The organism is Streptomyces sp. NPDC006140 (assembly GCF_040628815.1).
In the GTDB taxonomy this organism is placed as follows: Bacteria; Actinomycetota; Actinomycetes; order Streptomycetales; family Streptomycetaceae; genus Streptomyces.
This window is the reverse complement of sequence record NZ_JBEXTS010000001.1, coordinates 966068-987780: the sequence shown is the minus strand read 5'-3', so window position 1 is coordinate 987780 and position 21713 is coordinate 966068. Positions and strand designations below refer to the sequence as shown.

Sequence of the window (21713 nt, the reverse complement as noted above, 5' to 3'; positions counted from 1 at the left end):
ACGACACGACTGAGGGGCCGCACCTCGAAAGGTACGGCCCCTCGGTCAGGAGCTACAGCTCAGTGGGCGTTCAGCTCTGCCCACCGGCCAGCTTCTCGCGAAGCGCGGCAAGCGCCTCGTCCGAGGCCAGCGCGCCGGAGTTGTCCGGGCCCTCGGAGGAGTACGAACCGCCACCGGACGCGGCCGGAGCGGCGGCCTCGCCACCCTCGGCAGCGGCCTTCTCGTCCGCCTCGCGGGACTTGATGACCTGCGCCTGGTGCTGCTCGAAGCGCTGCTGCGCCTCGGCGTACTGGCGCTCCCACTCCTCGCGCTGCTTCTCGTAGCCCTCGAGCCAGTCGTTGGTCTCGGGGTCGAAGCCCTCGGGGTAGATGTAGTTGCCCTGGTCGTCGTAGGACGCGGCCATGCCGTACAGGGTCGGGTCGAACTCGACCGCCGACGGGTCGGCACCGAAGGACTCGTTGGCCTGCTTCAGCGAGAGGCTGATGCGACGGCGCTCGAGGTCGATGTCGATGACCTTGACGAAGATCTCGTCGTTGACCTGGACGACCTGCTCCGGGATCTCCACGTGGCGCTCGGCCAGCTCGGAGATGTGGACCAGACCCTCGATGCCCTCGTCCACGCGGACGAACGCACCGAACGGAACCAGCTTCGTGACCTTGCCGGGCACGACCTGGCCGATCTGGTGGGTGCGGGCGAACTGCTGCCACGGGTCTTCCTGGGTCGCCTTCAGCGACAGGGAGACGCGCTCGCGGTCCATGTCGACGTCGAGGACCTCGACGGTGACCTCCTGGCCGACCTCGACAACCTCGGAGGGGTGGTCGATGTGCTTCCAGGAGAGCTCGGAGACGTGGACCAGACCGTCGACGCCACCCAGGTCCACGAAGGCACCGAAGTTGACGATCGAGGAGACGACGCCGGAACGGACCTGACCCTTCTGGAGGGTCGTGAGGAACGTCTGGCGGACCTCGGACTGGGTCTGCTCCAGCCAGGCACGGCGGGACAGGACCACGTTGTTGCGGTTCTTGTCCAGCTCGATGATCTTGGCCTCGAGCTCCTTGCCCACGTAGGGCTGGAGGTCGCGGACGCGGCGCATCTCGACCAGGGAGGCCGGGAGGAAGCCACGGAGGCCGATGTCGAGGATGAGACCACCCTTGACGACCTCGATGACGGTACCGGTGACGATCCCGTCCTCTTCCTTGATCTTCTCGATGGTGCCCCAGGCACGCTCGTACTGGGCGCGCTTCTTCGAGAGGATCAGGCGGCCTTCCTTGTCCTCCTTCTGGAGGACGAGGGCCTCGATCTCGTCACCGACGGCGACGACCTCGTTCGGGTCGACGTCGTGCTTGATCGAGAGCTCGCGGCTCGGGATCACACCTTCGGTCTTGTAACCGATGTCGAGCAGGACCTCGTCCCGGTCGACCTTCACGATGACGCCGTCGACGATGTCGCCGTCGTTGAAGTACTTGATCGTCTCGTCGATCGCGGCGAGGAAGGCTTCCTCGTTACCGATGTCGTTGACCGCTACCTGCGGGGTGGTGGCGGTGGTCTCGGTGCTGCTCGTCATGTGGGAAAGGGCTCCGGTACGGACATTGAAGTCGTAGGTACTGCTACGCCGGGAGCCCGTTTCGCTCTGCAGAAGCCGGACAGCCAAGGAAGCGCCACACGAAATGGTGGCGCCTCGACAACCGAGGGGACATACATACAGATGCGAGCGCAGCCTGCTACGTCTGAGGTGCGCAGGCCCGCAGCGCAACTTGTAGCATACGGGGGCAGCCGGGCAGGGTCAATGCGCGAAGCCGCCCACGCGGGACGGAACACCGCATACCCGGCACAAGTCATATCGTCCGAGGCCACGTGGGCCCTACGACACGCCCTTCGTGACGCCGCCGGGACCGGCTGGACGGAAGAGTACGACGAGGGAGCAGATCATCCAAGAGCCCGAAGCGTCCGAGCCCGAGGCCACCCGGCGTGCCGCCTCGGTCGCCGAGAGTTCCCGCGCCAACCGCGGCTGGTGGGACCGCAACGCGGACGAGTACCAGGTCGAGCACGGCACGTTCCTCGGTGACGACCGCTTCGTGTGGGGCCCCGAGGGCCTGGACGAGGTGGAGGCGGAGCTGCTGGGCCCGCCGGAGGAGCTGAAGGGCCGGGACGTGCTGGAGATCGGCGCCGGCGCCGCCCAGTGCTCGCGCTGGCTGGCCGCCCAGGGTGCCCGCCCGGTCGCCCTGGACATCTCGCACCGGCAGTTGCAGCACGCGCTGCGGATCGGCGGAACGTTCCCCCTGGTGTGCGCCGACGCCGGTGCGCTGCCCTTCGCCGACGGCTCCTTCGACCTGGCCTGCTCGGCGTACGGGGCGCTGCCCTTCGTCGCCGACCCGCGCCAGGTGCTGCGCGAGGTGCGCCGGGTGCTGCGGCCCGGGGGCCGTCTCGTCTTCTCGGTGACGCATCCGATCCGCTGGGCGTTCCCGGACGAACCGGGCCCCGAGGGGCTGTCGGTGTCGGGCTCGTACTTCGACCGCACGCCCTACGTCGAGCAGGACGAGGAGGGCCGCGCGGTCTACGTGGAGCACCACCGCACGATCGGCGACCGGGTCCGGGACGTCGTGGCGTCGGGCTTCCGGCTGGTGGACCTGGTGGAGCCGGAGTGGCCGGCCTGGAACACGTCCGAGTGGGGCGGCTGGTCGCCGCTGCGCGGGAACCTGATCCCGGGCACGGCGATCTTCGTGTGCGTACGAGACTGACGGTGTGATCCGCTACGACGCCCTGGACGCGCTGCCCGTCCGCAGTGCCCTGCCCGGTCTGGACGACGCCCTGGAGGGCCACGGCACCGCCGTTCTGGTGGCGCCGCCCGGCACCGGCAAGACGACGCTGGTGCCGCTGGCCCTGGCGGGCCTGCTGGGCGAGCGGCCCGCGCGGCGGGTCGTCGTCGCCGAGCCGCGGCGGATCGCGGCCCGGGCGGCGGCGCGGCGGATGGCGTGGCTGCTGGGCGAGAGGACCGGCGAGAGCGTCGGCTACACGGTGCGCGGGGAACGCGTCGTCGGGCGGCACACGCGCGTGGAGGTCGTCACGACCGGTGTGCTGCTCCAGCGGCTGCAGCGGGACCAGGAGCTGGCCGGGGTGGACGTGGTGGTGCTCGACGAGTGCCACGAGCGGCATCTGGACGCCGACACGGTGGCGGCGTTCCTGTGGGACGTACGGGAGACGCTGCGGCCCGAGCTGCGGCTGGTGGCGGCGTCCGCGACGACGGACGCGCAGGGGTGGGCCGGGTTGCTGGGCGGCGCGCCGGTGATCGAGGCGCAGGGGGCGGCCCATCCGGTCGACGTGGTGTGGGCACCGCCGGTGCGTCCCGTACGGCCGCCGCACGGGATGCGGGTCGACCCGGCGCTGCTGACGCATGTGGCGTCGGTGGTGCGGCGGGCGCTGGCCGAGCGGGACGGGGACGTGCTGTGTTTCCTGCCGGGCGTCGGGGAGATCGCCCGGGTCGCCGGGCAGCTCGGAGGGCTCGGCGGGGTGGAGGTGCTCCAGGTGCACGGGCGGGCGCCCGCGGCGGTGCAGGACGCGGTGCTGGTGCCCGGGGAGCGGCGGCGGGTGGTGCTGGCCACGGCCGTGGCGGAGTCGTCGTTGACGGTGCCGGGGGTGCGGGTGGTCGTGGACTCGGGGCTGGCGCGTGAGCCGCGGGTGGACCACGCGCGTGGTCTGAGCACGCTGACTACGGTGCGGGCGTCGCAGGCGGCCGGGCGGCAGCGGGCGGGGCGGGCCGGGCGTGAGGCGCCGGGGGCGGTGTACCGGTGCTGGGCGGAGGCCGAGGACGCGCGTCTGCCGCGTTTCCCTTCACCGGAGATCAAGGTGGCCGACCTGACGGCGTTCGCCCTGCAGGTGGCGTGCTGGGGGGATCCGGACGCGTCCGGGCTGGCGTTGCTGGACGCGCCGCCCTCCGGGGCCATGGCCGCGGCGCGGGGTGTGCTGGGCGCCGTGGGGGCCGTCGACTCCGCCGGGCGGGCCACCGAGCGGGGTGTCGCGCTGGCCCGGCTGGGGCTGCATCCGCGGTTGGGGCGGGCTTTGGTGGACGCGGTGCCGTTCGTGGGGGCCGACCGGGCCGCGGAGATCGTCGCCCTGTTGAGCGAGGAGGCGCCTCGGGAGTACGGGGATGATCTGGCGGGTGCCTTGCGGCGGGCCCGGCGTGGGGGTGACGCCTATTCCTCGCGGTGGCGGAGTGAGGTTCGGCGGCTGCGGGGCGTCGGCTCGGGGGCTTCGCACTCTCCCGTCCCCTCCTTGAAGGACTCTTCCGAGGAGCGGCAGGTCGGGGTCGTCGCCGCTCTCGCCTTTCCCGAGCGCGTCGCCAGGCGGGACGGTGGGTCGTACCTGATGGTCTCCGGGACTCGTGCCGAGGTCGGTGACGGGAGCGCCCTGCGCGATGCCCCCTGGATCGCCGTCGCCGTGGCCGACCGGCCGGTAGGGAAGGGGCACGCGCGTGTGCGGCTCGGGGCCGTGGTCGACGAGGACGTGGCCCGGTTCGCGGCGGGGGCGCTGCTGGAGGAGCGGGACGAGGTGCGCTGGGACGGCGGGGACGTCGTGGCGCGGCGCGTGGAGCGGCTGGGGGCCGTGGAGCTCGCGGTGCGGGCCCTGCGGGATCCCGATCCGTCGCTCGTGCGCGGGGCGCTGCTCGACGGTCTGCGGCAGGAGGGGTTCGGACTGTTGCGGTGGTCGGCGGAGGCCGGGGTGCTGCGGCAGCGGCTCGCGTTTCTGCGGCTGCATCTCGGTGAGCCCTGGCCCGACGTGTCCGACGAAGCGCTCCACGCGCGCGTGGAGGAGTGGCTGGAGCCGGAGCTGGGCCGGGCTCGGCGGCGGGCCGATCTGGCGCGGATCGACGCCGGGCAGGCGCTCGCGCGGCTGCTGCCGTGGGCGTCCGGGGAGGCCGGGCGGCTGGACGAGCTCGCCCCGGAGCGGATGACCGTGCCGAGCGGGTCGAGGATCCGGATCGACTACGAGCGGCCCGAGCAGCCCGTGCTCGCGGTGAAGCTGCAGGAGATGTTCGGGCTGCAGGAGTCGCCCCGGGTCGCCGGGGTGCCACTGCTGGTGCATCTGCTGTCCCCGGCGGGGCGGCCGGCCGCCGTCACCGCCGATCTCGCCTCCTTCTGGCGGGACGGCTACAAGGGCGTGCGGGCGGAGTTGCGCGGGCGGTACCCGAAGCATCCGTGGCCCGAGGACCCGGCCGGGGCCGAGCCGACCCGGCACACCAACGCGCGGCTCAGGCGCTGACGGGGGACGGTTCCTCGGCCGCCGTGGGGGCCGGGCCGGAACGGCGGCCGCGGGCCTCCACGCAGAGCGCGAGGGCCAGCAGGAGGACGCCGAGGGTCAGGGAGCCCCAGGGCAGCCAGGACGTCATCAGCAGGATGAGCAGGCGCTGGGACTTCACCAGGTCGACGGTGTGCTCGATGTAGTCCTCGCGCATCTTCACGTGGCCGGCGAACGCGGTGACCTTGTCGCGGTCGCCGAGGAGGGTGCCGCCGCGCAGTTCCTCCTTGTGGAGTTCCTCGCCGTAGACGGGGGCGCCGGTGAGGGGTTCGACCCAGAACCTGCGGACCGTGGTGTACCAGCGGGTCGTGCCGGTCTGGGTCACCGCCTCGGGGGTGAGGCCCTCGACGGGCAGGGTCTTCGGGATCTTCACCTTGGTCCAGGGGATGGTCTGCTCGAAGTAGTACACCTCCAGGCCGCGGAAGTCCCGGGTGCCCTTGTAGTGGATGGGGGCGGTGACGCGGGCCTGGGCGTCGAAGTACTCGTAGTCCCGCTTCTCCGTGAGGAAGGGCCACTTGAACTCGATGCCCTCGCGGCGCACCGGGTCGCCGTCGACCATCTCGCCGGTGGCGTGGACGGGTTCCTGGGTGTGGGCGTCGAAGATGTAGCGCTCGGGGATCTTGGACACCATCTTGCCGTCGGGGCCGACGACGTAGGACAGGCCGTCCCAGACGACGACGTCCCGGCCCGCCGACTCCTCGATCCGCTCGGAGGCTTCGACGTTGCCCTTGAGCGTCTGCACGATGGTGACCTTGGGGACCTTCTTCGCCCGCATGGTGCCGTAGTCGAGGAGGGTGGCGTCCTTCGCTTCCAGGACCATGTCCTGGTACTGGTGCGCGGGGACCTTGGCGAGGCGCGGGAAGGCGTACCAGCGCAGCAGTGGGGACAGGGCCGCGAAGAACACGGCGAGGGCGAGCAGGACCAGGCCGGCCTTGCGGCGCATCTCGGCCTCCCTCCCGGGCGGGCGGTCAGGGGTGTGCGGGCACCGTCGTCAGCAGTGGCTTCGGGGACGTCCCGCCCGAGGGCGAGCCGAGGGCGGTGAGCGTCAGGACCACGGCGAACGCGACGGCGAGACCGGTGGCGGCGGCGATGAGTGCGCGCATACGGGGCCTCCCCACGGTTGAGCTGAGACGGCTGAGCTGACACACCGTCAGGTTTCTCGGCACCGTAGCAACGGGCGGCGGAGATGAGAACACGTCGCACACACAACGACGCCCCTCCCGAAGGAGGGGCGTCGCCGGTTCTGCTCGGGGACTACGCGCTCGGGTCGGCCGACGGGCTGGGGCTCGGTGAGGCCGTCTCGGCGGCCGCCACGGTCAGTTCGACGGTGAGGCTCGCGCCGCCCGCGGTGTTGATCCGGAGCAGGAACGTGCCGGTGGTGTCATCCGCGTACAGCTTCGGCAGCTTCAGCAGGCCCTTCGCGTCCGTCTTCAGGCCCGACAGGGTGCGCACGGCCTTGCCGTCGGCGTCCTTGAAGTAGGGGCCCTTGTCGTTGGCGGTCGGGTCGTCCGCCGACTTGATCAGCGTGGCGGTGGCCGCGACGCCGTCCGCGACGGCGCCCTTGTAGGTGGCCTTCACCTCGACCTGGTTCGCGAACTCGCCGCCGGGGGTGCAGGTCAGTGCGGCGTCGCCGGTGCGGGCGAGGGTGTCGGCGGCGCGTTCGGTGACGGTGGCCGTGTAGTCGAGGCCGGGCACGGTACGGCCCACGACGGTGGCGCGGACGGTGACGGCACCCGTCTTCTCACCCGCGCGCAGGGCGGGGGCGACGGCCACGCCGGAGCTGTTGGTGGCGACCGTGGCCACGCTCTCGCCGCCGGTGAAGGTGGTGTCCGTGTCGCCGAGGATCGTGAAGCGGATCCGGACCTTGGCGACGGACTTGCCGGTCTGCGTCTCGGCGCGGGTGCTGATGCGCTGGGCGAACGCGTCGCCCGCCATGGCCGTGAGCTTCGCCGTTCCGGCGTCCTCCAGGTGGTGCACCGTGTCGGTGGGGGTGGGAGGCGTCGAGGGCGGTGTGCTCGGCGAGGTGGGCGGGGTGGTCGGCGGCTTCGGGGTGGTCGTGCCGCCGCCGGGCTTCTCGGGCCGGGGGCTGGGCTTCGGCTTCGAGGTGCCCGGAGCCGGCCTGTCCGGGGTCGAAGGGGTGGACGGGGTGGAGGGGCTGGGGCTCGCGCCGGCGCCGTCGTCGCTGCGGTTGTCGGGCAGTGTGCCGGTGCCGTCCGGGATCTCGTGCGTGCCCTTGCGGTAGTACTCCAGCCACCTCATGACGAGGTTCAGGTACTCGCGCGAGTTGTTGTAGCTGAGGATCGCCCGGTCGAGGTCGTTCTGGTCGGACAGGTCCCAGTTGTTGCGGCAGAGGTAGTGGCCGGCGGCGAGGGCGGCGTCGTAGATGTTGTTGGGGTCCTTCTTGCCGTCGCCGTTGCCGTCACGGCCCGCCCACGCCCAGGTGGACGGGATGAACTGCATGGGGCCGACGGCCTGGTCGTACGCGCTGTTGCCGTCGTACGCGCCGTTGTCGGTGTCCTTGATGAGGGCGAAGCCGTTGCCGTCGAGCTGCGGGCCGAGGATCTTCCCGATCGTGGTGCCCTCGGCGTCGACGCGGCCGCCGCGGGCCTGGCCCGACTCCACCCGGCCGATGGCCGCGAGGAGTTGCCAGGGCAGGTTGCAGCCGGGCTTGGACTCGCGCAGCGAGGCCTCGGCCTTCTTGTAGGCGTCGAGGACGGTCGCGGGGATGCCCGCCTCGGTCTCGCCCTGGCCGCTCGGGGACGGTCCGGTGGACGGGGACGGGTTGGGGCTCTTGAGCGGCGGCAGGTCCGTGTAGTAGGGCGAGTTGCCGGTGGCGCTGCCGTCGGAGGTGCTCGCTTCGGGTGAGGCGTCCGCGGCGGTCTGTCTGCCGTGGTCGTTCGCGCCCGGAGCCTGGGAGGCGGACAGGGCCGCGACCGCTACCGCGGCCACGGCGGTGGTTGCCGCCCCTTTGCACAGCCTCCTGCCGAATTGCGCCGCCATAGAGTGAACCCCTCCCGTGGACGCCCGAGCGCCCGTCTCTGTCTCTCGCGCTCCGTGTGGTGCGTTCGCGTACTTCTGTTGTGTTCGCTCTGTTGTGACGATCGACCGGCCCGGGTGGTTGCCCTCCGGCGGGCCTGTCTCCTGCCCCCGGGACGGTGACCCTGGCGACCCTACGACAACTTCCTTTGCTCGGGCACCCGTTCGTGCCCGTTTTTCACCGGTTGGTCATGCGGAGGGCGCGCCGGACGCCTCGTGTGCGGCTTCCCGCATACTGGGCCCTCCGAACGCCCTGGTAACGACCGTCGCAAGGAGCCGAGTTGCCGTTCACGCTGAGCCACGCGGCGGCCGTACTGCCCGCCGTGCGCACCGACGGGAGCGGCCGGGGCCGGCTGGTGCCCGCCGTGCTCGTGGCGGGTTCCTTCGCGCCCGACATGACCTATTACGCGGCGAGTGTGCTGTCCGGGGCGATGGAGTTCGGAGACGTCACGCACTCGTCGCCGGGCGTCTTCACGGTCGATGTGCTGGTCGCCTGGGCGTTGGTGGGGTTGTGGCTGCTGGTGCGCGAGCCGCTGATGGCGCTGCTGCCGCGGGGCCGGCAGGGGCGGCCGGCCGCCCTGGTGCGGTGCGGGGCGCCACGCGCGCGCGTGCGGCCGTCGCTGGTGGTGGGGTGGTACGTGTCCGCGGTGCTGGGCGCGTCGACGCATGTCGTGTGGGACGCGTTCACGCATCTCGACCGGTGGGGGATGCGGCTGTTTCCCGTACTGGGCCGGGAGGTGGCGGGCTCGCCGCTGTACTGGTACCTGCAGTACGGGGGTTCGGCGGTGGCCGCGATCGTGATCGCGGTGTTCGTGGCGCGGGCGGTGCGGCGGATGCCCGGGGGCGAGCCGGCGGGGGTCCCGGTGCTGTCGGTGCGGGACCGGTGGGGGGCCGCTGCCGTGATCGGCGGCTTCGCGTTCGTGGGGGCGGTGCAGCGGGCGTCGCGGTGGTGGGCCTACTGGGGCTCGGCCGCGAAGCCGTGGGAGATCATTCCGACGGTGTGCTTCGGCGCGGGGGCGGGACTCGTCCCGGCGCTGCTGCTGTACGCCGTGGGGGTCAGGGTGTGGCGTCCGGTTCCGGCCCCCGGCCGTCCCGACGGCGTCGACGAGACGGAGCCGAGCCGTCCGGCCGCTCGCTGAGAAGGTCGTCGGTCGTCGCGTTGAACACGGTGATGGTGGTGTGCGTCGCCGGGCCGGGCCGTGGGAGCAGCGCGAGGACGAGGGTCAGGTAGGCGCGGGCCAGCTCGGCCCAGGGGTGGGGTGTCCGGCGGCCGGGTGCATGGGGGCGGCCGGGGGGCTGGGCGGCGGGGGTGCGGTTGGGGGTGCCGGGGCCTGGGGTGGCGGCGGTGCCGCCGGGCGCGTGGGCCAGGTGCTGCCGGAGGTTCGCCGTGGCCTGGCGCAGGGCTGCGGAGAGGCCGGTGGGAACGCGGAGGGTGCTTGCGGTTGCCGCGAACACCGGGACTGACGCGATCGGTGCGGCCGGCGGGGGTTCCACGCCTGGTGCCGAGCGGCTGAGGAGCGTGCGTATGCCCATGCCCGCATCCTTACGACCACCGGGGGGTGGGGCGCCTTCTCGGGGGCCACGTGGGTGATGGTCTGGACGGGGTGAGGCGGGCTGGGTGGAGCGAGGTGCGTGCCGGAGCGGAGAAGAGGTGAGTGCCGGAGCGGAGTGATGAAGGACGCCTTCGGCCTCCCCCGTGTGTCCCCGGCTCGGGGCTCCTGCGGCATTCCGGACCGGGCAGGGAACCCCCTGCCCGGTCCAGCCGGCGCAGTGCGCTCGCTAGTGGGCCGCCGACTCCCAGTCCGGGCCCGCGCCCACGGAGACGCCGAGGGGGACGCGGAGGTGCACGGCGTTCGCCATCTCGCGGCGGACGAGTTCCTCGGCGGTCTCCCGCTCGCCGGGGGCGATCTCCAGGACGATTTCGTCGTGGACCTGGAGCAGCATGCGGGAGGCGAGCCCGGCTTCCTTGAGCGCGCTGTCCACCTTGAGCATGGCGATCTTCACGATGTCGGCCGCCGTGCCCTGGATGGGCGCGTTGAGGGCCATCCGCTCGGCGGCCTCACGGCGCTGGCGGTTGTCGCTGTTGAGGTCGGGCAGGTAGCGGCGGCGGCCGAAGAGGGTCGCCGTGTAGCCCGTGGCCCGGGCCTCGTCGACCGCCCGGCGCAGATAGTCCCGTACGCCGCCGAACCGCTCGAAGTACGCGTCCATCAGGGCGCGGGCCTCAGCCGCCTCGATGTTCAGCTGCTGGGAGAGGCCGAAGGCGGACAGCCCGTAGGCCAGGCCGTACGACATGGCCTTGATCTTGCGGCGCATCTCGGCGTCCACCGCGGTCGGCTCGACCGCGAAGACCTGGGAGGCGGCGGTGGTGTGGAGGTCCTCGCCGGAGGTGAACGCCTCGATCAGACCCTCGTCCTCGGAGAGGTGGGCCATCACGCGCAGCTCGATCTGGCTGTAGTCGGCCGTCATGAGGGACTCGAAGCCCTCGCCGACGACGAAGCCGCGGCGGATCGCGCGGCCCTCGTCCGTGCGGACCGGGATGTTCTGCAGGTTCGGGTCGGTGGAGGACAGGCGGCCGGTGGCGGCGACGGTCTGGTTGAACGTGGTGTGGATGCGGCCGTCCGCGGCGATCGTCTTGATCAGGCCCTCGACGGTGACGCGGAGCTTGGCCTGCTCGCGGTGGCGGAGCATGATCACCGGCAGTTCGTTGTCCGTCTGCGTGGCGAGCCAGGCGAGGGCGTCGGCGTCCGTGGTGTAGCCGGTCTTGGTGCGCTTGGTCTTGGGCAGGGCCAGCTCGCCGAAGAGGACTTCCTGGAGCTGCTTGGGCGAGCCCAGGTTGAACTCGTGCCCGGCCGCGGCGTGGGCCTCCTTCACCGCCTGCTGGACGGCGCCGGCGAACATCTGCTCCATGGCCTCCAGGTGGGGCCGGTCTGCCGCGATGCCGTGCCGCTCCATGCGGGCGAGCAGCGCGGACGTGGGCAGCTCCATGTCGCGCAGCAGGTCGGCGGCGCCGACCTCCTCCAGGCGGCTTTCGAAGGCCTGGCCCAGGTCGAGGACGGCGCGGGCCTGGATCATCAGGGCCTCGGCCTCGGCGCCGTCGTCCGCGCCGAAGGCGAGCTGGCCGTCGGCCGCGGCGGCGGGGGCCAGCTCGCGGTGCAGGTACTCCAGGGAGAGCGCGTCCAGGTCGAAGGAGCGGCGGCCGGGCTTGACCAGGTAGGCGGCCAGCGCGGTGTCCATGGTGACGCCCTCGACGCTCCAGCCGTGCTCGGCGAAGACACGCATGGCGCCCTTGGCGTTGTGGAAGACCTTGGGCCGGGCGGCGTCGGCGAGCCAGGACGCGAACGCCGTCTCGTCGGCCTCGTCCAGCTGGGAGGGGTCGAACCAGGCGGCTGCCCCGCCGGGCGCGGCGAGGGCGACCTCGGCGACGGAGCCCGCGCCGAGCGCCCACGCGTCGACCGTGGCGACGCCGAGGGGTCCGGTGGCGTGCTCGGTGAGCCAGGCGGTCAGCTCGCCGGTGCCGAGCACCGTGCCGTCCAGCTGCACGCCCTCCGTGCTGATCGGGGTGGTCTCGGCCTCCTCCGCGCCGGGGTCGACGGCGAAGAGCCGCTCGCGCAGGGAAGGGTTGCGGATCTCCAGGGTGTCCAGGACCATCGCGACGGCCTTGCGGTCGTACGGGGCCCGCTCCAGGTCGGTGACGCCTTTGGGGAGCTCGACCCGGCGCTCCAGCTCGGTGAGACGGCGGTTGAGCTTGACCGCTTCCAGGTGGTCGCGGAGGTTCTGGCCCGCCTTGCCCTTGACCTCCTCCACGCGCTCGACCAGCTCGGCGAAGGAGCCGAACTGGTTGATCCACTTCGCGGCGGTCTTCTCGCCGACGCCGGGGATGCCGGGGAGGTTGTCGGAGGGGTCGCCGCGCAGGGCCGCGAAGTCGGGGTACTGCGCGGGCGTCAACCCGTACTTCTCGAATACCTTCTCCGGGGTGAAGCGGGTCAGCTCGGAGACGCCCTTGGTCGGGTACAGCACCGTGGTGTGCTCGCTGACCAGCTGGAAGGAGTCCCGGTCGCCGGTGACGATCAGCACCTCGAAGCCCTCGGCCTCGGCCTGCGTGGCGAGCGTGGCGATGACGTCGTCCGCCTCGAAGCCGTCGACCGCGAAGCGGGCGGCGCCCATCGCGTCGAGCAGCTCGCAGATCAGCTCGACCTGGCCCTTGAACTCGTCCGGGGTCTTGGAGCGGTTCGCCTTGTACTCCGTGAACTCCTGGGAGCGCCAGGTCTTGCGGGAGACGTCGAAGGCGACCGCGAAGTGTGTGGGCGCCTCGTCGCGCAGCGTGTTGGCCAGCATCGACGCGAAGCCGTAGATCGCGTTCGTCGGCTGGCCCGTCGCGGTGGTGAAGTTCTCCGCGGGCAGCGCGAAGAACGCGCGGTACGCCAGCGAGTGCCCGTCCATGAGCATCAGTCGCGGACGGCTGCCGCCGGAGGTCTTGTCGGTCGTCTTCGATGCTGTCTCTGCCACGCCCCCGATCCTGCCACGCCCCACTGACACTCGACCCCGACCCCGCCCCGACCTCGCGTGCGCCGGGCCGGCCCGGGCGACGGCAGGGGGCGAGCCGGAGACTTCGGACCACCGTCGCGGTCGCGCGGCCGGGGTGGGACGGAGCGGTGGCCTCGGACGCCCGCCGGGACGGGGCGGGACGGAAGCCCCGGACCGGACCCCGCCGCCGCCCCACCGGGACGGGACGGTGCCGTGGCCTCGGACCGGACCCCGCCCAGGCCGGCCAGGGTGGTACGGGACGGAAGCCCCGGACCGGACCCCGCCGCCGCCCCACCGGGACGGGACGGTGCCGTGGCATCGGACCGGGCCGCCCTCACTCGATGTCGGCGCCGCGTGGGAGGATCGGAGACGTACCTCACAGCGCAGTCGAAGGGGAGCGTGCGATGGCGTCGAAGCCGCCCAAGAGTGATCCGGTTCAGGACGCGCCGCAGGTCGCCGGGCCCAAGCACGCGGCAGCGGGGCTCCCCGCGATCGGGCACACCCTGCGCGTCGCCCAGCGGCAGATGGGCGTGAAGCGCACCGCGCTGACGCTGCTGAGCGTGAACCAGAAGGACGGCTTCGACTGCCCGGGCTGCGCCTGGCCGGAGCCGGAGCACCGGCACAGGGCGGAGTTCTGCGAGAACGGCGCGAAGGCCGTCGCCGAGGAGGCCACCCTGCGCCGGGTGACGCCCGAGTTCTTCGCGGCGCACCCGGTCGCCGATCTCGCCGGCCGCAGCGGCTACTGGCTGGGCCAGCAGGGCCGCCTCACCCACCCCGTGTACCTGCCGGAGGGCGGCACGCACTACGAGCCGGTCACCTGGGAGCGCGCCTTCGACATCATCGCCGAGGAGATCACCGCCCTCGGCTCCCCGGACGAGGCCGTCTTCTACACCTCGGGCCGCACCAGCAACGAGGCCGCGTTCCTCTACCAGCTCTTCGCCCGCGAACTCGGCACGAACAACCTGCCCGACTGCTCGAACATGTGCCACGAGTCGTCCGGCTCGGCCCTGTCGGAGACGATCGGCATCGGCAAGGGCAGCGTCCTGCTGGAGGACCTGTACAAGGCGGACCTGATCATCGTCGCCGGGCAGAACCCGGGGACGAACCACCCGCGCATGCTCTCCGCCCTGGAGAAGGCCAAGGACAACGGGGCGAAGATCATCAGCGTCAACCCGCTGCCCGAGGCGGGCCTGGAGCGCTTCAAGAACCCGCAGACCCCGCAGGGCATGCTCAAGGGCGCGGCGCTGACGGACCTGTTCCTGCAAATCCGCATCGGCGGCGACCAGGCGCTGTTCCGCCTCCTCAACAAGCTGATCCTGGAGCGGGAGGGCGCGGTCGACGAGGCGTTCGTGCGGGAGCACACGCACGGCTTCGAGGAGTTCGCCGAGGCCGCCCGCGCCGCCGACTGGGACGAGACGCTGAAGGCGACCGGCCTGACCCAGGAGGACATCGAGAAGGCCCTGCGTATGGTCCTGGCCTCCGAGCGGACGATCGTCTGCTGGGCGATGGGCCTAACCCAGCACAAGCACTCGGTGCCCACGATCAGGGAAGTGGTCAATTTCCTGCTCCTGCGCGGCAACATCGGCCGCCCGGGCGCGGGCGTGTGCCCGGTGCGCGGCCATTCGAACGTGCAGGGCGACCGCACGATGGGCATTTTCGAGCGCCCCGCCCCGGCGTTCCTGGACGCCCTGGAGAAGGAGTTCGGCTTCGCGCCGCCCCGGGAGCACGGCTACGACGTCGTCCGGGCGATCCGCGCCCTGCGCGACGGCGAGGCGAAGGTCTTCTTCGCCATGGGCGGCAACTTCGTCTCGGCCTCCCCCGACACGGAGGTCACGGAGGCGGCCATGCGGCGGGCCCGGCTGACCGTGCACGTGTCGACGAAGCTGAACCGCTCGCACGCGGTCACGGGCGCGCGTGCCCTGATCCTGCCGACGCTCGGCCGGACCGAGCGCGATCTGCAGGGCAGCGGAGAGCAGTTCGTGACGGTCGAGGACTCGATGGGCATGGTGCACGCCTCGCGTGGCCGGCTGGAGCCCGCGAGCGCGCAGTTGCTGTCGGAGCCGGCCATCGTGTGCCGCCTGGCCCGCCGCGTGCTGGGTGAGAACAGCCGTACGCCGTGGGAGGAGTTCGAGAAGGACTACGCGACGATCCGGGACCGCATCGCGCGCGTGATCCCCGGTTTCGAGGACTTCAACGCGCGCGTGGCCCGCCCCGGCGGCTTCGCGCTCCCCCACGCCCCGCGCGACGAACGCCGCTTCCCCACGGCCACCGGCAAGGCCAACTTCACCGCCGCGCCCGTGGAGTACCCGGAGCTGCCCGAGGGCCGCCTGCTGCTGCAGACGCTGCGCTCGCACGACCAGTACAACACCACGATCTACGGCCTGGACGACCGCTACCGGGGCATCCGGGGCGGCCGCCGGGTGGTGCTGGTCAACCCCGAGGACGCCCGGGCCCTGAAGCTGACGGACGGCGACTACGTCGACCTGATCAGCGAGTGGAAGGACGGCGTGGAGCGCAGGGCGCCCGGTTTCCGGGTCGTGCACTACCCGACGGCCCGGGGCTGTGCTGCCGCGTACTACCCGGAGACCAACGTGCTGGTGCCGCTGGATGCCACGGCGGACACCAGTAACACCCCGGCCAGCAAGTCCGTCGTGGTGCGTCTGGAACAATCGGCGACCGACTGAGCGTTTGCTCAGTCGCAAGCGGTCGAGCGATGAGGACGAACGGAGCCGGGCCCCATGGGTGAGCAGCAGCATGTGAAGTTCCCGCAAGAGGTCATCGACGAGTACGCCTCCCTCGGCGTCGACCTCCCGGCCCTGTTCTCCGCGGGCCACCTCGGGACCCGGATGGGCGTCCAGATCAGCGAGGCGTCGGCGGACCGGGTCGTCGGGACGATGCCGGTGGAGGGCAACACCCAGCCCTACGGCCTGCTGCACGGCGGGGCCTCCGCGGTGCTGGCCGAGACGCTCGGCTCGATCGGCTCGATGCTGCACGGCGGCAGTTCCAAGATCGCCGTGGGGGTCGACCTGAACTGCACCCACCACCGCGGGGCGCGCTCCGGCCTGGTCACGGGTGTGGCCACGCCCGTGCACCGGGGGCGCTCCACCGCCACCTACGAAATCGTCATCACGGACGAAAACGACAAAAGGGTGTGTACCGCCCGGCTGACCTGCCTGCTGCGCGACCTGAAGCCGGGCGACGAGGAATTCATCCGCGCCGCGAGCTGACCCGACGTAGGGAAAACCCTGGAGGGGCGGGCGCGCTCTTGTCGCGACCGCCCCCGCGCGCTTCACTGACGCTCCACCCCCACAGGAGAAGGCCCGTCCCACCCGTAGAAGGGTTTCTCTTGACCTCCGTACGCGCCATCGCCGTCACCGCCGCGGCCAGTGCCGCCGTGCTCGCCACCGCGCTGCCGTCCGCCGCCATCAACTCCTACAACGCCACACCCGCCCCCGAACGCACCGAGGTCGGCGCGCTCGTGGCCACCTGGGACAACGACGGCGACCCCGCGACCCCCGACCGGGTCGACTGGGTCTGCTCCGGCACCATGATCGACGCGGACACCTTCCTGACCGCCGCGCACTGCACCACGGACTGGCCCGACAACGTGCGGTTCTACGTCTCCCTCGACCAGGACGTGCAGTCCGGCCTCGACGCGGCGGCGAAGAAGTACCCGGGCGACCCCGCCGCACAGGCCGCCGCGGTCGCCGTCGAGGGCACCGCCCACTCGCACCCCGACTACCCGGGCCCCGCCTCCGACACCCACGACATCGCGGTGGTCCAGCTGCCCGCCGCCCAGGTCAAGGCCCGCTGGAGCTTCACCCCGGCCACCCTGCCCACGGCGAACCAGCTCGGCAGACTCGGCCCGCGGGGACTGAACAGCACCGACTGGTTCGTCGCCGGCTACGGCACCCAGGAGGCCGTCAACGGCCCCGGCGGACACACCCACCCCGGCGGCGGCGTCCGCATGAAGGCGCCCGTCACCTTCGACGCCCTCAACGACTCCTGGGCCCGCCTGGCGATGACCGCGCCGCAGGGCAACGGAGGCGCCTGCTACGGCGACTCGGGCGGCCCGAACTTCGCGATGATCGACGGCAAGCGCGTCCTCGCCGCGACCACCATCACCGGCGACACCCCCTGCTACGCGACCAACGTCACCTACCGCCTGGACACCCCCGGCGCCCGCGCCTTCCTCGCGCCGTACGTACGCCTGCCGTAACCCCGCACCGGCCCGCCGCCGACCGCCCCGCCGCACCGGGCACAGCCCCGAAGCGGCGGGGCGCCGACGTTCGCATTCATCAACTCGCGTAGCGCGTGGGGCCTCCGCTCCCCCTTTCCCTCTCTCTCCGTAACGCTCCGTAACACGCGCGCAATACAGGGCCACACGCCCATCCCCGGCCGCGCCCACCCCCGGAACCTTTCCGATTCCGCCCGCGCCGCCCGCGCCACGGCAACCGCACGATCTCAGCCACTGCCAACCGGAAGTGCGCGTTCTCAGAATGCGGACTTCGGCGAAAATCCACCAAACCCGCCGAGACGGCCCGCCGCCGAGACCGGGCATCCACCACGTCATAACAAGAAAGTCACAAGCCAGCCCGCGCCGCTGACCCTGCCCTTACCCCGGGCTTAGAGTCACGGCCAGTCACCGCTCCACATCGGGAGTTCGGTACCAGCGCGGCACTCACCCCCCGACCAGGGCGGGGCCTGCCTGTGAAAGGACTGATTGTGCGACAGCGTTCCTTGGTGATTCTTACCTCCGTTCTCACGACCGGAGCTCTGACTCTCACCGCCTGCGGCTCCCGAGACGACAGCGGTGACAAGAGCGGAGACAGCGGGAGCGGCACCACGCTGACCATCGGCGTCGACGCCCCCCTCTCCGGTGAGAACTCCACCACCGGCCTCGGCATCCAGTACGGCGCCCAGATAGCCGTCGACGACGCCAACAAGAACAACTGGGTCCCGGGCGTGAAATTCAAGCTCAAGGCCCTCGACGACAAGGCCCAGCCCGCCACCGGCCAGTCCAACGCCACCAGCCTCGTCGGCGACAAGACCGTCGTCGGAGCCGTCGGCCCGCTGAACTCCGGCGTCGCCCAGACCATGCAGCAGGTCTTCGCCTCGGCCAACATGGCCCAGATCTCCCCCGCGAACACCGCCCCCGAGCTCACCCAGGGCAAGAACTGGCAGACGGACAAGAAGCGTCCCTTCAAGACGTACTTCCGCACCGCCACCACCGACGAACTGCAGGGCAGCTTCGCCGCCGGCTACGCCTACAACGGCCTCAAGAAGAAGAAGGCCTTCGTCGTCGACGACAAGCAGACCTACGGCGCCGGCCTCGCGAAGATCTTCAACGAGCAGTTCAAGAAGCTCGGCGGCAAGGTCGTCGCGACCGACCACGTCAACACCGGCGACAAGGACTTCGGCTCCCTCGTCACCAAGATCAAGAACTCCGGTGCCGACCTGCTCTACTACGGCGGCCAGTACGACGAGTCCGCGCTGATCACCAAGCAGCTCAAGGACGCCGGCGTCAAGATCCCGCTCTTCGGCGGCGACGGCATGTTCGCCTCCACCTACATCGAGGCCGCCGGCAAGTCCTCCGAGGGCGACCTCGTCACCGCCATCGGCGTCCCCGCCGACACCCTGCCCGCCGCCAAGCAGTTCATCCAGACCTACAAGGACAAGGGCTACAAGGGCGACTACGGCGCCTACGGCGCCTACGCCTACGACGCCGCCACCGCCATCATCAAGGCCGTCAAGGCCGCGGCCGACGCCAACGGCGGCAAGGTGCCCAGCGACATCAACGACCTGCGCTCCAAGGTCGTCGACGGAGTCCAGAAGTCCGACTTCGAAGGCCTCACCGGCAAGGTCTCCTTCGACCAGTACGGCGACACCACCAACAAGCAGCTGACGGTCTACCAGGTCGAGAAGGGTGCCTGGAAGGCCGTGGAAACCGGCACCGCCGACCTGCAGTAGTCCCGGCCCCCCAGTAAGCCGCACCACGGGCCGCGCGGGAGGAGGACCCCGACCGCGCGGCCCGTTTTCACACCCCCACACAGCACGCGACCACGCACGCATCCAGTGCACACGACCACCAGCGACATGGAGGCCACGCGGTGAACACCCTGCCGCAGCAGCTGGCCAACGGGCTGCTTCTCGGCTCGATGTACGGGCTGATCGCCATCGGCTACACGATGGTGTACGGCATCGTCCAGCTCATCAACTTCGCGCACGGCGAGATCTTCATGACCGGAGCGTTCGGCGCCCTCACGGTCTACTTCTACATCCTCCCCGACGGCACCTCGATGGCCCTCGCCGTACCGCTGATGCTCCTCGGCGGCGCCCTCGTGGCCATCCTCATCGCCGTCGGAGCGGAACGGTTCGCCTACCGCCCCCTGCGCGGAGCACCACGACTGGCACCCCTCATCACGGCCATCGGCCTCTCCCTGGCCCTCCAGGAAGTCGTCCGCAACTTCTACCCCGGCGCCGACCGCGCCCGCGCCTTCCCCGGCCTCGACGCCACCCACGACATCGGCTCCATCACCATCAAGGACGCCGACATCTTCCTCATCCTCGCCGCCGTCCTCTGCATGGCCGCCCTCGCCTTCTTCGTACGCCGCAGCCGCACCGGCCGCGCCATGCAGGCCACCGCGCAGGACCCCGACACCGCACAGCTCATGGGCATCGACACCAACCGCATCATCGTCATCGCCTTCGCCATCGGCGGCTTCTTCGCCGCCGTCGCCGCCGTCGCCTACGGACTCAAGTACGGCAACGTCGACTACCGCATGGGCTTCCTCATGGGCCTCAAGGCCTTCACCGCGGCCGTCCTCGGCGGCATCGGCAACATCTACGGCGCCATGCTCGGCGGCGTCGTCCTCGGCATCGCCGAAACCCTCGCCTCCGCCTACATCGACGAGATCCCCGGCATGCAGCAGCTCGGCGGCCAGAGCTGGGCCAACGTGTGGGCCTTCTGCCTCCTCATCCTCGTGCTCCTCTTCAGGCCCCAGGGCCTGCTCGGCGAGCGCGTCGCGGACAGGGCGTGATCACATGACCGAGACGACCAAGACCCCCGCCCCGGACGCCACCCCCACGCCGCCCGCCCTGCGCGGCCTCATACCGCTGCCCCTGGCGGCCGCCCGCGCCCTGCTCCTCGCCGGCGGCATCGCCACCGCGGCATCCGCCTTCCTCGCCTGGACCTGGACCGCCGAATTCCCCGGCGACCTCACCATCAACGGCTACCCCGGCGGCCTGCAGTGGCTCACCTTCACCGCCGGCCTCCTCACCGCCCTCTTCACCCTCGCCGCATACGGCATCCGCGGCCTCGGCTGGCTCCTGCCCGCCCGCAACAACGCACCCCTCGTCCTCACCGCGCTCGGCGGCTTCACCGTCACCTGGTTCACCGTCATCGCCATCAGCGTCGAACTCGGCGGCGTCGTCAACCTCGAACCCGGCGGCTGGATCGCGGCCATCGCCTCCCTCCTGCCCCTCATCGGCGCCTTCGCCCTCCCCCAGGAGCGCACCGGCACCGACGGCACCAAGGAAGCCCTCAAGGCCTACATCGCCAAGCCCGACCGGATCCCCGCACCCGCGGCCACCGCGCCCTGGGTCCAGCGGGCCGTCATCACCGTCGTCACCATCATCGGCCTCGGCGTCTTCACCTACGGCATCGACACCGAGTACGGCGAACTCTTCGTCGGCTACCTCTTCGTCGTCACCTTCGCCATGTGGGCGCTGCACACCGCCGGCCTCCTCGACCGCTTCTCCGCACAGGTCGCCGCCAACCGCAGCTTCACCCTCGCCATGGGCTTCGCCGCGGCCATCGCCTTCCCCTTCACCCAGACCGACGACCACTACGCCAACATCGGCGTCAACATCCTGATCTTCGGGACCGTCGCCCTCGGCCTCAACATCGTCGTCGGCCTCGCCGGACTCCTCGACCTCGGATACGTCGCCTTCCTCGGCGTCGGCGCCTACACCGCCGCCCTCGTCTCCGGCTCCGAGTTCTCCACCATCTCCGGCGTCCACTTCCCCTTCTGGGCCTCCGCCCTCACCGGCGCCGCCGCCTCCCTCGTCTTCGGCGTCCTCATCGGCGCCCCGACCCTGCGACTGCGCGGCGACTACCTCGCCATCGTCACCCTCGGCTTCGGAGAGATCTTCCGCATCGCCGTCAACAACATGGACGGCGACTCCGGACCCGACGTCACCAACGGCCCCAACGGCATCGCCAACATCCCCGACCTGAACCTCCTCGGCTTCAACTTCGGCCAGGCCCACGACATCGGCGGATTCACCCTCGGCCGCTTCGCCAACTACTACCTGCTGATGGTCCTCATCATGGCCATCGTCGTCCTGGTCTACACGCGTGCCGCGGACTCCCGCATCGGCCGCTCCTGGATCGCCATCCGCGAGGACGAGACCGCCGCCACCGCCATGGGCATCAACGGCTTCCGCGTCAAACTCATCGCCTTCGCCCTCGGCGCCGCCCTCGCCGGCCTCGCCGGCACCGTCAGCGCCCACGTCACCTACAGCGTCGTCCCCACGCCGTACCAGTTCGCCGGCTCCACCCCGCCCAACTCCGCGTTCCTCCTGGCCGCGGTCGTCCTCGGCGGCATGGGCACCGTCGCCGGCCCGCTCCTCGGCGCGGCCCTGCTCTACCTGCTCCCCGAGAAGCTCGTCTTCCTCCAGGACAAGTCGCTCCTCGCCTTCGGCATCGCGCTCATCCTCCTGATGCGCTTCCGCCCCGAAGGCATCATCGCCAACCGCCGGCGCCAGCTCGAATTCCACGAGACCGGCCAACTCGACGTACCCAAACAGACCACGCTGACCGACGAACCGGCCGTCACCAAGGCGGGGGCGTAACCATC

Annotated in this window: 15 protein-coding genes; 9 read left to right on the top strand and 6 right to left on the bottom strand. The window is 71.3% G+C overall.

Features of this window, described 5'->3' with window-relative positions:
- Nucleotides 1-70 precede the first annotated feature (70 nt).
- Entirely contained in the window at nucleotides 71-1564 is a 1494-nt protein-coding gene (gene rpsA, locus ABZ386_RS04540) for a 30S ribosomal protein S1 (protein WP_114251453.1), read from the bottom strand.
- 313 nt (nucleotides 1565-1877) lie between these two features.
- On the opposite strand from rpsA, the gene ABZ386_RS04535 reads away from it, so the two are divergent.
- Together ABZ386_RS04535 and hrpB are read left to right on the top strand one after the other, a co-directional pair.
- A complete protein-coding gene (locus tag ABZ386_RS04535) occupies nucleotides 1878-2738 on the top strand; it encodes a class I SAM-dependent methyltransferase (protein WP_351331711.1) in 861 nt (286 codons plus the stop codon).
- A gap of 4 nt (nucleotides 2739-2742) precedes the next feature.
- Nucleotides 2743-5256: an ATP-dependent helicase HrpB gene (gene hrpB / locus ABZ386_RS04530; RefSeq protein WP_358963565.1), complete on the top strand. Its 2514-nt coding sequence runs from the start codon at nucleotides 2743-2745 to the stop codon at nucleotides 5254-5256.
- Here the strand turns inward: hrpB and ABZ386_RS04525 are convergent.
- The 3 genes from ABZ386_RS04525 to ABZ386_RS04515 all read right to left on the bottom strand — a co-directional run bounded on the left by ABZ386_RS04525 (nucleotide 5246) and on the right by ABZ386_RS04515 (nucleotide 8292).
- Nucleotides 5246-6235: a DUF3068 domain-containing protein gene (locus tag ABZ386_RS04525; protein WP_356501340.1), complete on the bottom strand. Its 990-nt coding sequence runs from the start codon at nucleotides 6233-6235 to the stop codon at nucleotides 5246-5248. The genes hrpB and ABZ386_RS04525 overlap by 11 nt on opposite strands.
- A gap of 25 nt (nucleotides 6236-6260) precedes the next feature.
- Nucleotides 6261-6395: an SPW_0924 family protein gene (locus tag ABZ386_RS04520; RefSeq protein ID WP_114251457.1), complete on the bottom strand. Its 135-nt coding sequence runs from the start codon at nucleotides 6393-6395 to the stop codon at nucleotides 6261-6263.
- A 151-nt stretch (nucleotides 6396-6546) separates the two neighbouring features.
- On the bottom strand, nucleotides 6547-8292 hold the full coding sequence (locus ABZ386_RS04515; RefSeq protein ID WP_356618387.1) for a lytic transglycosylase domain-containing protein: 1746 nt from the start codon (nucleotides 8290-8292) through the stop codon (nucleotides 6547-6549).
- Nucleotides 8293-8609: 317 nt separating this feature from the next.
- Between ABZ386_RS04515 and ABZ386_RS04510 the strand changes: the two genes are divergently transcribed.
- Entirely contained in the window at nucleotides 8610-9467 is an 858-nt protein-coding gene (locus ABZ386_RS04510) for a DUF4184 family protein (RefSeq protein WP_358963562.1), read from the top strand.
- Here the strand turns inward: ABZ386_RS04510 and ABZ386_RS04505 are convergent.
- Together ABZ386_RS04505 and polA are read right to left on the bottom strand one after the other, a co-directional pair.
- Nucleotides 9385-9861, bottom strand: coding sequence for a hypothetical protein (locus tag ABZ386_RS04505; RefSeq protein WP_358963560.1), 477 nt, complete (start codon nucleotides 9859-9861; stop codon nucleotides 9385-9387). The two genes, ABZ386_RS04510 and ABZ386_RS04505, sit on opposite strands and share 83 nt — an antisense overlap.
- A 246-nt stretch (nucleotides 9862-10107) precedes the next feature.
- On the bottom strand, nucleotides 10108-12834 hold the full coding sequence (gene polA / locus ABZ386_RS04500; protein WP_351331724.1) for a DNA polymerase I: 2727 nt from the start codon (nucleotides 12832-12834) through the stop codon (nucleotides 10108-10110).
- A gap of 422 nt (nucleotides 12835-13256) precedes the next feature.
- Between polA and ABZ386_RS04495 the strand changes: the two genes are divergently transcribed.
- From ABZ386_RS04495 to ABZ386_RS04470, 6 genes are all read left to right on the top strand, one after another.
- Nucleotides 13257-15536 carry an FdhF/YdeP family oxidoreductase gene (locus ABZ386_RS04495; RefSeq protein WP_358963558.1) on the top strand — a complete coding sequence of 760 codons (2280 nt, stop codon included), beginning with the start codon at nucleotides 13257-13259 and terminating at the stop codon, nucleotides 15534-15536.
- A 54-nt stretch (nucleotides 15537-15590) separates the two neighbouring features.
- Nucleotides 15591-16079: a hotdog fold thioesterase gene (locus ABZ386_RS04490; RefSeq protein WP_351331728.1), complete on the top strand. Its 489-nt coding sequence runs from the start codon at nucleotides 15591-15593 to the stop codon at nucleotides 16077-16079.
- Nucleotides 16080-16198: 119 nt separating this feature from the next.
- Nucleotides 16199-17071, top strand: a complete 873-nt coding sequence (locus ABZ386_RS04485; RefSeq protein ID WP_351331730.1) for a trypsin-like serine protease — start codon at nucleotides 16199-16201, stop codon at nucleotides 17069-17071.
- A 521-nt stretch (nucleotides 17072-17592) separates the two neighbouring features.
- Entirely contained in the window at nucleotides 17593-18822 is a 1230-nt protein-coding gene (locus ABZ386_RS04480; protein ID WP_351332972.1) for a branched-chain amino acid ABC transporter substrate-binding protein, read from the top strand.
- Nucleotides 18823-18962: 140 nt separating this feature from the next.
- Nucleotides 18963-19892: a branched-chain amino acid ABC transporter permease gene (locus ABZ386_RS04475; protein ID WP_114251465.1), complete on the top strand. Its 930-nt coding sequence runs from the start codon at nucleotides 18963-18965 to the stop codon at nucleotides 19890-19892.
- 4 nt (nucleotides 19893-19896) lie between these two features.
- The gene (locus ABZ386_RS04470; RefSeq protein WP_355713911.1) at nucleotides 19897-21708 is read left to right on the top strand and encodes a branched-chain amino acid ABC transporter permease; all 1812 of its coding nucleotides are present in this window, start codon (nucleotides 19897-19899) and stop codon (nucleotides 21706-21708) included.
- Nucleotides 21709-21713: the final 5 nt, after the last annotated feature.

What these genes read in the sequence shown, in the direction of transcription:
- ABZ386_RS04495 (WP_358963558.1), top strand. Translation starts at nt 13,257, where the DNA reads ATGGCGTCGAAGCCGCCCAAGAGTGATCCGGTTCAGGACGCGCCGCAG.
- ABZ386_RS04515 (WP_356618387.1), bottom strand. Translation starts at nt 8,292, where the DNA reads ATGGCGGCGCAATTCGGCAGGAGGCTGTGCAAAGGGGCGGCAACCACC.
- ABZ386_RS04490 (WP_351331728.1), top strand. Translation starts at nt 15,591, where the DNA reads ATGGGTGAGCAGCAGCATGTGAAGTTCCCGCAAGAGGTCATCGACGAG.
- ABZ386_RS04525 (WP_356501340.1), bottom strand. Translation starts at nt 6,235, where the DNA reads ATGCGCCGCAAGGCCGGCCTGGTCCTGCTCGCCCTCGCCGTGTTCTTC.
- ABZ386_RS04470 (WP_355713911.1), top strand. Translation starts at nt 19,897, where the DNA reads ATGACCGAGACGACCAAGACCCCCGCCCCGGACGCCACCCCCACGCCG.
- ABZ386_RS04505 (WP_358963560.1), bottom strand. Translation starts at nt 9,861, where the DNA reads ATGGGCATACGCACGCTCCTCAGCCGCTCGGCACCAGGCGTGGAACCC.
- rpsA (WP_114251453.1), bottom strand. Translation starts at nt 1,564, where the DNA reads ATGACGAGCAGCACCGAGACCACCGCCACCACCCCGCAGGTAGCGGTC.
- ABZ386_RS04520 (WP_114251457.1), bottom strand. Translation starts at nt 6,395, where the DNA reads ATGCGCGCACTCATCGCCGCCGCCACCGGTCTCGCCGTCGCGTTCGCC.